The 10,600-nt window shown below is 32.7% G+C and carries 10 protein-coding genes; 7 read left to right on the forward strand and 3 right to left on the reverse strand.

The genetic code is table 11. The annotated features are described in order from the left end of the window. Positions 1-23: 23 nt before the first annotated feature. On the reverse strand, positions 24-461 hold the full coding sequence (locus tag FGM02_RS03230; protein WP_139956883.1) for a retropepsin-like aspartic protease: 438 nt from the start codon (positions 459-461) through the stop codon (positions 24-26). Positions 462-560: 99 nt separating this feature from the next. Between FGM02_RS03230 and FGM02_RS03235 the strand changes: the two genes are divergently transcribed. The 3 genes from FGM02_RS03235 to FGM02_RS03245 are packed head-to-tail and all read left to right on the forward strand — an operon-like array spanning position 561 to position 2,922. Further along, positions 561-1,325, forward strand: a complete 765-nt coding sequence (locus FGM02_RS03235) for a TatD family hydrolase (RefSeq protein ID WP_208021468.1) — start codon at positions 561-563, stop codon at positions 1,323-1,325. A 14-nt stretch (positions 1,326-1,339) separates the two neighbouring features. Next, a complete protein-coding gene (locus FGM02_RS03240) occupies positions 1,340-2,437 on the forward strand; it encodes a hypothetical protein (RefSeq protein WP_139956884.1) in 1,098 nt (365 codons plus the stop codon). Positions 2,438-2,442: 5 nt separating this feature from the next. Further along, the gene (locus FGM02_RS03245) at positions 2,443-2,922 is read left to right on the forward strand and encodes a methylated-DNA--[protein]-cysteine S-methyltransferase (RefSeq protein ID WP_139956885.1); all 480 of its coding nucleotides are present in this window, start codon (positions 2,443-2,445) and stop codon (positions 2,920-2,922) included. Here FGM02_RS03245 and FGM02_RS03250 read toward each other — a convergent pair. Next, positions 2,914-3,495: a DUF922 domain-containing protein gene (locus FGM02_RS03250; RefSeq protein ID WP_139956886.1), complete on the reverse strand. Its 582-nt coding sequence runs from the start codon at positions 3,493-3,495 to the stop codon at positions 2,914-2,916. The genes FGM02_RS03245 and FGM02_RS03250 overlap by 9 nt on opposite strands. Positions 3,496-3,653: 158 nt before the next feature. Here FGM02_RS03250 and FGM02_RS03255 point away from each other — a divergent pair, with 158 nt between their 5' ends. The 3 genes from FGM02_RS03255 to FGM02_RS03265 all read left to right on the forward strand — a co-directional run bounded on the left by FGM02_RS03255 (position 3,654) and on the right by FGM02_RS03265 (position 8,195). Beyond that, positions 3,654-7,025: a hypothetical protein gene (locus FGM02_RS03255; protein ID WP_139956887.1), complete on the forward strand. Its 3,372-nt coding sequence runs from the start codon at positions 3,654-3,656 to the stop codon at positions 7,023-7,025. A gap of 66 nt (positions 7,026-7,091) precedes the next feature. Beyond that, complete coding sequence (locus FGM02_RS03260) at positions 7,092-7,631, forward strand: DUF3575 domain-containing protein (protein ID WP_139956888.1); 540 nt, start codon at positions 7,092-7,094, stop codon at positions 7,629-7,631. Between the two features lie 51 nt (positions 7,632-7,682). After that, complete coding sequence (locus FGM02_RS03265; protein ID WP_139956889.1) at positions 7,683-8,195, forward strand: DUF3575 domain-containing protein; 513 nt, start codon at positions 7,683-7,685, stop codon at positions 8,193-8,195. Positions 8,196-8,265: 70 nt separating this feature from the next. On the opposite strand, the gene FGM02_RS03270 is transcribed toward FGM02_RS03265, so the two are convergent. Continuing rightward, positions 8,266-8,679, reverse strand: coding sequence for a BrxA/BrxB family bacilliredoxin (locus FGM02_RS03270; RefSeq protein ID WP_139956890.1), 414 nt, complete (start codon positions 8,677-8,679; stop codon positions 8,266-8,268). 276 nt (positions 8,680-8,955) lie between these two features. Here FGM02_RS03270 and FGM02_RS03275 point away from each other — a divergent pair, with 276 nt between their 5' ends. Continuing rightward, complete coding sequence (locus tag FGM02_RS03275; protein WP_139956891.1) at positions 8,956-9,699, forward strand: tellurite resistance TerB family protein; 744 nt, start codon at positions 8,956-8,958, stop codon at positions 9,697-9,699. The last annotated feature ends 901 nt before the right edge of the window (positions 9,700-10,600 follow it).

Here is a 10,600-nt window from a genome sequence, read left to right on the forward strand (position 1 = left end):
AAGAACTAAAGACTTATTAACTGTTATTTCAAATACAATAACTTCTTTTTATAATCAATAATAGCTTCCCCTTTCATTAACACATCAGCACCAATTATTCCATGAATTTGTTTAGCGCCATGCTCTTCCAAAGCTTGATTTACATGCGACAAATTAAAAACAACCAAGTCTAACTTCGCCGTTTTCCAAACATCTAATTTTAGTTTATTATTTGTCGATTTTAAGGTCTCCATATTGGTAGCTCCCGCTCCTGAAGCTTTTGTGTCTGAATCCGTAGTTTCTACTTTAAAATAAGTAACCGAATCAAAACCGATGCAAGAATTTGATGCCCCGGTATCTAGTATAAAACGACCTTTGCTTCCGTTTAATTTTCCTTTTAATACCAAATGATTGGTTTTCGTTATTTTAAAAGGAATTCGATGGTATCCTTTTTTTGATAAGGTTTTCTTTAGGCTTGACATTTTATTCTATTTTTGCCAAAGATATTAAGCAGAATTGAAACTATTTGGTTTCCACCAAAAATTCTGAAACAATTAACGATTCAAAGAATCAATAGCAATATGATTACCGATACACATACCCATTTATACAGCGAACAATTTGACGAAGACAGACATGAAGTGATACAGCGTTCAATTGACGCAGGTGTTACCCGTTTTTTTATTCCTGCCATCGATAGCGAATACACACAATCCATGTTAGATTTAGAAGCGGCCTATCCAGAAAACATCTTTTTAATGATGGGATTACACCCAACCCATGTAAAAGAAAATGTTGAAGAAGAGTTAGCCCTGATCAAAGAATGGATTGACAAACGTACGTTTTATGCCATAGGCGAAATTGGTATGGATTTGTATTGGGATCAAACTTATTTAAAAGAACAACAATATGCCTTTAGAACCCAAATTCAATGGGCAAAAGAAAGAAAAATGCCCATTAATATTCATTGTAGAAATGCCTTTGATGAAGTATTTGAAATTTTAAAAGAAGAAAAAAGCGAGGATTTATTTGGAATTTTTCATTGTTTTACTGGAAATTTAGAACAAGCCAAACAAGCTGTTTCCTTAAATATGAAATTAGGAATTGGCGGGGTTGTGACTTTTAAAAACGGAAAAATAGATAAATTTTTAAATGAAATTCCACTTAGTGAAATCGTTTTAGAAACCGATGCACCTTACCTTGCTCCCACTCCTTATAGAGGGAAGCGAAATGAAAGCAGTTATTTAACAAATGTGATTGGAAAATTGGTCGACATTTACGGGTTGCCCTTTGATGAAATTGCCCGAATTACCACAGAAAATTCCAAAGCCATATTTAAAATATAAGTCGTGTTTAAGCTATGAAAAAAAGTCTATTAATTTTAATTGCATTTAATGTTTTTACAACACTCTCCTTTGGGCAAAATGAACGAAAATATTGGAGTGTCGGCCAACTGACTTGGGAGGATTTCAAAGAAGAAAGACTTGAAATTCGCGGATCAATTCCCGCTTTGTATTTAACCTATGAACAGGAAAAAACTAAAATAAAAAACACAACTATAAACCGCATCAAAGCCATTGCGTTTATCAACACAGAAAACTCTTTTGTGGATCTAAAAGCTAAAAACGATCAGATTCTTTATTACCATCAAATTGAGTTTGACATACTTGAATATTACAGGAGAAAACTACAAACAGAATTGTACAATGCGTCTTATGCTTTTAATATAGAAGCGAAACTTAACGGAATTAAAGAGCAACTTTTAGATGAACTAGATCGTTTTAGAGTTGCATCACATTATAGTTCTAATAAAGAAGCATTAGACACTTGGAAAACAACTATTTCAAAAAAATTAGAACATACAGATCCAGACCCTATTCCTGAAACCATAGATAGAAATTTTAGTTATGGTGGGTATTTTGGAATCGAGCATGCTTTTGCCAGCAATTCTTTAAACAAATCCATCAAACCGGGAATTGGTTTAACATTTGGTCTTGATTTTGGTTGGAAAAAATCGCTGTTTTCTTTAAACACCAATTTGATATTTATAAAATTAAAAGAAGATTTATTTCTGAAAGAACAACTTTTTAAAGATAAAAAATATGGAATGGCCCTAGCAAGCTTTACATATGGCTATCCTATCATGGAAAATCGTAAATTTAAACTCACTCCTTTTATTGGTTACGGAATTACCGAGATTTCTGAAAGAACTGAGGAAGAAAATTCCTTTCGTACTATTTCTTCTGACATCCATTACGGCCTCAATTTCGATTATAAATTCAAAAACACATTAAATCTAGTCCCTAATTTTATGAATAGAAAAACAAGAATGGACCTATTTTTAAGAACTCGAGTGTACATTGCTAAGTCCAACTTTAATGCGGAATTCCAAGGGAACACAATTAATATAGGTTTTCTGTTTGGAGGAAATGAAAGAAAAATTAATCTAAGAAAATAAACAAAATGAAATTAGAAAAAATAGCCGTGGCAACACCCCTAGGAATTGCAAAAATTAATGGAGATGCTGATGGAGTTCGTTCTCTAATTTTCACCGATAAAAAAAGCCCTGTTACCAAAGTAATTCCTGAAGTATTGCAAGAATGTGTGACACAGTTGGAAGAATATTTTAACGGAACAAGAACAGAATTCACTGTAAAAATAAATCCACAAGGAACTGAATTTCAAAGAAAAACATGGAAAAGTCTACAAGCTATTTCCTATGGTAAAACAATGAGTTATTTGGAACAAAGTAAAGTTTTAAACAAACCCAAAGCTATTAGAGCTGTGGCCAATGCCAATGGAAAAAATTTATTGGCCATCATCATTCCTTGCCATAGAGTTATTGGAACTGACGGATCTCTTACGGGCTATGCAGGTGGTTTGTGGCGAAAAAAATGGTTGTTAGAACACGAAAGCGAAAACAAACAGCAATCTTTATTTTAAGTAATTTTCGTATTCAAACTGTTGTAAACTCTTTAACTCCCTTGCTATTTTTTCACCCCAAGCTACATTTTCCAGAAGCTTGGTGCCATGATTTGTTGCTTCGTCATATTGTTTTTGATACAATCTGCTAGCCTGCCATAATTTTGTATAGGTTTCTATATACCGATCATAATTGGCAATATTTGCTTTTTTTAATGCTGAAAAAGCTTTTCTAATTTTCCGAGCAAACAGTTCAGCAATATCTAAATGCAATCTTTCATGAATCAAAACCTCTTTTTCTTCAGTAAATTTCCACGACTTCTTTTTATAAAAATTCACCAAAACATTTAAACGCCTATAATTCTTTATGTTGTTATGCTGATCCACCAAAAGATTTACAGGAAGTAATTCTATTTTATGACTCGTAAGTGCATAAGCATAAATATTGGGATCCGTTTTTCCTGTAAAATCGTCCCATTGCAGCACCCTTGTTTTGCTCCAAGAAATAATGGTATCATTATCATACAACACCGGTTTTTGAGCTTTTAACTGAAAACAAATCAACAATACTCCAACCGAAAAAAACAACTTCATAACACTTTTTTAAAGTCAAAAATAATTCTATTGTAAGAAGCTCCCAAAATATTCTTTAAAATAAAAAAACAACATTGGAAACTACTTATTCAAAAATAACTTCCCGAATTTTCATTATAATTTAAACTATTTTTGCAACTCAAACGTTATTTCATTTCATGAATAAAATTGGATTGCTTTTCTTTTTAATGCTAGGGTTTGCTGCAACTGCACAAAGCCGCCTTTCCAATTACAAAACCATTACTTTAAACCTTACCAAAGATACTTTGCAATTCTCAAAAGTAAGTGTCAACCCCTATGAATTTTCCATAAAAGAAAAGGGAAAACTCATTCCTAAATCGGCTTATAAAGTAGATTTTGGAAAAGGACTGTTGTACATCGACTCAAAAAAATATTCGAAAATAAAAATCAACTATACCGCCTACCCAGAATTTTTAACAAAAACCTATAAAATTTTCGACGAAGAAATAATTGTACCCTATAGAACCCTGCACAGTAAAAAATACAAATTTAACAAGTCTAAAAAAAGAGCTGAAAAGCCTTTTGAAGGTTTGAATACACAAGGTAGTTTGGTGCGAGGTGTCACCGTTGGAAACAATCAAGATGCTGTTTTAAATTCTACTCTCGATTTGCAAGTCTCTGGAAAACTGTCTGACAAAGTGAATTTAAGAGCCACCATTTCAGACAGCAATATTCCCATTCAAAAAAATGGATATTCTCAAAATATTGAAGAATTTGACCGCGTGTATATTGAATTATTTTCTGACTATTGGAATGTACAAGCTGGAGATGTTATTTTAAACAATGACGAAACAGAATTTTTAAAATTCAATAAAAAAGTTTCTGGACTGGCAGCAAAAACACATTGGACAAACAACGAATCCAAAACCAATGTTTTAGCTTCTGGTGCCTTGGTTAGAGGTCAGTTTACCCGACAAATTTTTACAGGGGTTGAAGGAAACCAAGGTCCATATAAATTAAGTGGTCCTAATGGAGAATTGTTTATCATTATTCTTTCTGGAAGTGAGACCGTATATGTGAATGGAATCCCTTTAAAAAGAGGCGAACAAAATGATTATACTATTGACTACAACACGGCAGAGATAACTTTTACCACCACCTATCCTATTACGGCAAATATGAGGATTAGCACGGAGTTTCAATATTCTGACAAAAACTATACACGTTTTGTTACCTATAACAAAGCAGAATTTAAAACAGATAAATTAAAAATTGGTGGTTATTTTTACAATGAAAATGATTCAAAAAACCAACCCCTTCAACAAAATTTATCAGACGAGCAAAAAGAAATTTTAAGAGATGCCGGAAATGATCCTTCAAAAATGTTTGCCAGTAGTGGCTATTTAGAAAGTTCCGACGAAAATAAAATTCAATATCAAAAAACCACTGGTGGAATTTTTGAATACATAGAAGATAAAAACAACAATGAAGAATACTACAATGTTAATTTTAAATTTGTGGGCAGCAATAAGGGGGCTTATGTTTTTTCGAGAAGTACGCCAACTGGAAAAATTTATGAGTACATCGGTACAAATCAAGGTGACTACAACCCCTTAACACAGTTGGTTGCTCCTACTAAATTACAAGTAGCCCTTAGTAAGCTAAGCTACAAGCCTACAGAAAACACAAGTCTTGAATCGGAAGTTGCTTTTAGTAATAACGATGCCAATTTATTTTCTAACCTTGATGATGAACAAAACAAAGGTTTGGCTGCCAAAGTAAATTGGACACAGGTGTATGCCAACAAACAATGGTTGGTAAAAAGTAAGGTGAATTTTGATTATTTGCATAAAAATTTTACTACTGTACAACCTTTGTACAATATTGAATTTTCTCGTGATTGGGGATTGACAACAGAAATTGGAAATCAAGAATTTATAAAATCCGACTTAGAACTTTCTAACAAAAAAAACACAGCCTTTGTTTATTCTTTTGAAAAATTAAACTTAGGTGAATCCTACAAAGGGTACCGACATATTTTTGATGCGAATATGCAAGTGGGCAATACTAGTTTTAGCAGTAATACCCGTATTTTAGAAAACAAAACCGCTTTGGCAGTTACCTCTTTTTTACGCGCCAATGCCACTGTCAAACATCATTTTAAAAAATCGTGGATTGGAACTTCTATGGCTATGGAAGATTATCAGACGAAAGATAAAATCTCCAAAAAACTGGAACTAGTCTCACAAAAATTCAACTCCTACGATGCTTTCTTTGGAATTGGAGATAGCACAAAAGTATTTACCAAATTCGGAGTCAACTTTCGAAAAAACGACAGTGTAAAATCTGAAAAACTGACGGAAGTAAATGCTTCGAATAACTATTATATACGTTCTAAATTAATTCAGAATAAAAAAACAGATTTGGCTATTTATGCCAACTACAGAACGGTCAAAAATAAGTTTTCAGAAAACACCACCTCCTTGAACTCACGTATCAATTACCGTCAAAAATTATTTAAAAACTTCATCAACTTGTCTACCCTATTTGAAACGGGTTCAGGCGTATTACCCAAACAAGAATTCACCTATGTAAAAACAGAACCAGGGCAAGGATTTTATACATGGATTGATTACAATAATAACGGCACACAAGAATTTAATGAATTTGAAGTTGCCAAATTCTCTGATCAAGCCAGTTATTTACGAGTAGCACTACCTTCCTTAAACTATATAAAAATTCATCAGAAAAAAATTAGCCAGTCCTTACATTTAGATTTTGCTGTTTTTGAAAAAAATAACGGTTTTACAAAAATAATATCCCAGTTTTACAACCAATCCTACCTTTTAATGGATAGTAAAAATGAACGAATAGGAACAGGTTTTGATTTAAATCCTTTCCGAATTTCAACAGACAATACACTTGACTTGCAATACAATTTTAAAAATAGTTTGTTTTTTAGAAAAGCTTTACAAAAACACTCTACCACTTATATCTATACAAAATCGAAAGTAAAAAGTAATTTAGGAATTGGTTTTCAAGAAAATGAATCGAAATTAAATCAGTTGCAATACCAACATAGAATTGGTTTTTATTGGTTACTTAAAATAAACACCAGCACCAATCTTATTCAAAATACTTCCGAAAATTTTGAAGAAAGAAATTACCAAATTCAAACAGAAAAATTGAATCCGAGTATTACTTTTAGGCATACTAAAAACACCAATTTTACAGTAAATTACGAATACATCCTAAAAAATGAAAGCTTAAACACTTCCAATCTAAAAGCACATAAAATGGGTACAGAATTTCAATATTCACATCCTAAAAAAGGAGCCTTAATTGCAGATTTTAACTTTCATAAAAACACGTATACAGGCGACAATAACACGGCTATTTCCTATCAAATGTTAGATGGATTACAACCTGGAAACAATTATATATGGAATGTAATTCTTCAAAAAAAACTTACCAAAACCCTGCATTTAAACGTCAATTATTCAGGAAGAAAAAGCAGTGAAATTCATACAATTCATACCGGAACAGTTCAGGTAAGAGCCAATTTTTAAGTGAGATTTATTTTTATCAAACCTATTTATTTTCAGATATAAAATAGTAGCTTAGCCGCAAAAAAAATGAAAAAATTTGTATTACTCTTCGCATGCTTTTCGACAATCCTTAGTCATTCACAAAAAGTAAATGAAATAAAAGTTGATGCTTTCGATTTAATCGTCACAAAATCTCTTGAAGTTTCTTATGAAAAAATTCTGAATGAAGATAACTCAATTGGGCTTTCTGTTTTTGTTCCAATTTCTGAAGCACAAGAAGTGACAGACTATAGCCGTTTACGATTTTCATCAACCTTATTTTATCGAGTTTTCTTTTCAGAAAAACACGCTAAAGGTTTTTTTGTAGAAGGTTTCGGAATGTTCAACAGCAAAGACAACGAAACTCAAACTTATAATCACTCCATTGATCGCTTTGAATATGAAAACACCAAGGATTTTGCCTTAGGAATTTCAATAGGCGGTAAATGGGTAACAAAACGCGGCTTTACTGCTGAAATGTCTATTGGTGTTGGTAGAAATTTATTTGCAAATGAAAACAACGACTTTCGATCTGATGAAGAAAATCTTGTTACAAGAGGCGGTATTTCTATTGGAAAACGATTCTAAAAAACAAATTATTAGTAGTACATTTGCAAGCATAACATGAAATAAAATAGAATGAAAAAATTACTATTATTCTTCGTACTAACTCTAAGTTTAACGATGAACGCTCAAAAAACAAATGAAATCAAATTAGATGTCTTTGATATTTTAGCATTAAAAACATTAGACATTTCTTTTGAACATGTCCTAAATTCAGAATCATCTGTAGGTGTGGCTGTATTATTTAATTTTGAAAAAAAATCATCAAGCTTCCGTTATTCTGAAGAATTCACTTTGACACCTTACTACAGACAACATTTGTTTGACAAAGGAAATGTAAAGTTTTTTGGAGAATTATTTGGTTCTTTAAATTCGGGAGACATTGAACTTACACAGCTTCAGATAGAAGCAGACAAGGACGACACCTACACAGATTTTGCCTTAGGTTTAGGGTTTGGAGGAAAATATGTTTCTAATCATGGTTTCGTTGTAGATTTCCACGCGGGTATTGGTAGAAATTTATTCAACACTGAAGATTCTAGAGAGATTGTTCCTAGACTTGGAATATCTGTAGGTAAAAGTTTCTAATCAGAAATTAACAAACATAAAAAAACCGATTTGTAAATTACAAATCGGTTTTTTTATGTGCTCCTATGTATTACTTGCAATAAGTAGCATAAGCTTCAGCCAAATGATCTGCAATCATTTCAGCAGAACGACCTTCAATATGGTGACGCTCTAACATATGTACTAAATTTCCATCTTTAAACAAAGCTACTGCTGGTGATGATGGAGGAAAAGGAATCATAAATTCTCTTGCTTTTCCAACAGCTGCACCATCTACTCCTGCAAATACTGTTGCTAAGTTTGTTGGTTTTGCCGCTCCTGCTAAAGAAGCAATAACTCCTGGACGAGCTGTACCTGCAGCACATCCACATACAGAGTTTACCACTACCAAAGTAGTTCCTGCTAATTTTATCGTATTTTCAACTTCTTCTGGACTTTTCAAAGCAGCAAATCCTGCTTCTACCAATTGCGCTTCCATTGGCGCTGTTAATTCTTGTGGATACATATTTTCTAATGCTTTATGATTATACTTTTTGAACTGCAAAGATAGGCATTGAAAGTGACATGCATTCAACACGACTATAAATTTCGTTGATAGGAGCATTGCTTTTAGCTTTTAAGACTATCTTAACTTTTTAGCAGATCTTCAACAGAAGATTAAAACTATATTTGTGCCTTAATTTTTTTCACATCACAAAAATTAAACATGATCTTCACACGATTTGACATGTTAGAAATGTCTCTTGATTTTTGTTTTGTATTAAACTCAATTTTATAAAAAATGGCAAGTTTCACAAAATGGTTAGGTGCTGGCTTAGGATGGTCTTTTGGCGGTCCAATTGGTGCTTTACTAGGTTTTGTTGTAGGAAATGTAATTGATGGCTTTACCAAAAAAGACATTCAAGATTTTAGACAACAGGCAAACAATCATTCCAACAATACACATTCTGGAGATTTTGAAATCAGTTTATTGATTTTGTCCTCCTTTGTCATCAAAGCAGATGGTAAAATAGATCAAAGAGAACTGGATTTTGTCCGTGCCTACTTTGTAAAAATGTACGGCAAAGACAGAGCCAACCATGCCTTTAAATTATTTAAAGGAATCATGCAAAACAAAGATACCTCTGTACGTCAAGTTTCTTTACAAATCAGACAGCAAATGCAGCACGCCTCACGCTTGCAATTAATGCATTATTTATTTGCATTGGCCAAGGCCGATGAAATTGTAACACCGGATGAATTGGACATGCTTCAAAAAATAGCTGGCTACCTAAGCATCAATATCCATGATTTTGAATCTATCAAAGCCATGTTTTACAAAGATTCCGAAAGTGCTTATAAAATTTTAGAAATTGAAAAATCAGCCACCGATCAAGAACTAAAAGCTGCCTATAGAAAAATGGTCAAAAAACACCATCCCGATAAAGTAAAACATTTAGGAGATGAACATGTAAAAGGCGCTGAAGAAAAATTCTTAAAAATTCAAGAGGCCTATGAACAAATTAAAAAAGAACGAAGTCTCTAAGTAATTAGCTCTTCAAAGAGGACGAATAACTTAAACGCCAAATGCATTTTGAAAGCACATTCATGTTATTCAACGAACTAAAGCAACACTTCAGCTAAAATTGTAGCAAACAACTTTTCTATACATTATCTTTGAAGTGTAATAGTTTAGCTATTACAACTTTTTCATAGCAATTTTCCTCCTTTAGTTTTCGAATTAAAGGAGGTTTTTTATTTGCAATACAGCCCTACTTTTGCCAAATCAAAATACAACACCAAATTAGAAGCTCAATTTAGTTACTTCACTGCTCACACAAACCAGTCGCAGAGAAAAACACACTCATCGACTGACACAAACCACCAGTCATCGAAAAGCTTGCAAAGCAACACCACTATACACTATCTTTGAAGTGTAATAGTTCATCTATTACATCTTTTTCATAGCAATTTTCCTCCTTTAGTTTTCGAATTAAAGGAGGTTTTTATGTGCAATACAGCCCTATTTTTACGTAACCAACTTAATAACTCCAAATTAGAAGCTCACTTTAGTTACTTCACTGCTCACACAAACCAGTTACAGAGAAAAATACACCACTCAACACACGCAAACCGTCAGTCGTCGAAAATCTTTTAAAACAAGTCAACTATAATGTATCTTAGAAGTGTAATAGTTCATCTATTACAACTTTTTCATAGCAATTTTCCTCCTTTAGTTCTCGAATTAAAGGAGGTTTTTTATTTGCAACACAGCCTTACTTATACGTAACCAACTTAATAACTCCATATTAGAAGCTCTAATTGGTCACTACACTGCTCACATAAACCAATCACAGAGAAAAACACACTCATCGACTGACACAAACCTCCTGTCATCGAAAAGCTTGTAAAACAACACTACTATTCACTATCTTTGAAGTGTAATA

It is taken from the genome of Flavicella sediminum, from assembly GCF_006381105.1.
In the GTDB taxonomy this organism is placed as follows: Bacteria; Bacteroidota; Bacteroidia; order Flavobacteriales; family Flavobacteriaceae; genus Flavicella; species Flavicella sediminum.

Coding starts and splice junctions, on each gene's coding strand:
- FGM02_RS03275 (WP_139956891.1), top strand. CDS start 8,956: ATGGCAAGTTTCACAAAATGGTTAGGTGCTGGCTTAGGATGGTCTTTT.
- FGM02_RS03250 (WP_139956886.1), bottom strand. CDS start 3,495: ATGAAGTTGTTTTTTTCGGTTGGAGTATTGTTGATTTGTTTTCAGTTA.
- FGM02_RS03255 (WP_139956887.1), top strand. CDS start 3,654: ATGAATAAAATTGGATTGCTTTTCTTTTTAATGCTAGGGTTTGCTGCA.
- FGM02_RS03240 (WP_139956884.1), top strand. CDS start 1,340: ATGAAAAAAAGTCTATTAATTTTAATTGCATTTAATGTTTTTACAACA.
- FGM02_RS03270 (WP_139956890.1), bottom strand. CDS start 8,679: ATGTATCCACAAGAATTAACAGCGCCAATGGAAGCGCAATTGGTAGAA.
- FGM02_RS03265 (WP_139956889.1), top strand. CDS start 7,683: ATGAAAAAATTACTATTATTCTTCGTACTAACTCTAAGTTTAACGATG.
- FGM02_RS03230 (WP_139956883.1), bottom strand. CDS start 461: ATGTCAAGCCTAAAGAAAACCTTATCAAAAAAAGGATACCATCGAATT.
- FGM02_RS03260 (WP_139956888.1), top strand. CDS start 7,092: ATGAAAAAATTTGTATTACTCTTCGCATGCTTTTCGACAATCCTTAGT.
- FGM02_RS03235 (WP_208021468.1), top strand. CDS start 561: ATGATTACCGATACACATACCCATTTATACAGCGAACAATTTGACGAA.
- FGM02_RS03245 (WP_139956885.1), top strand. CDS start 2,443: ATGAAATTAGAAAAAATAGCCGTGGCAACACCCCTAGGAATTGCAAAA.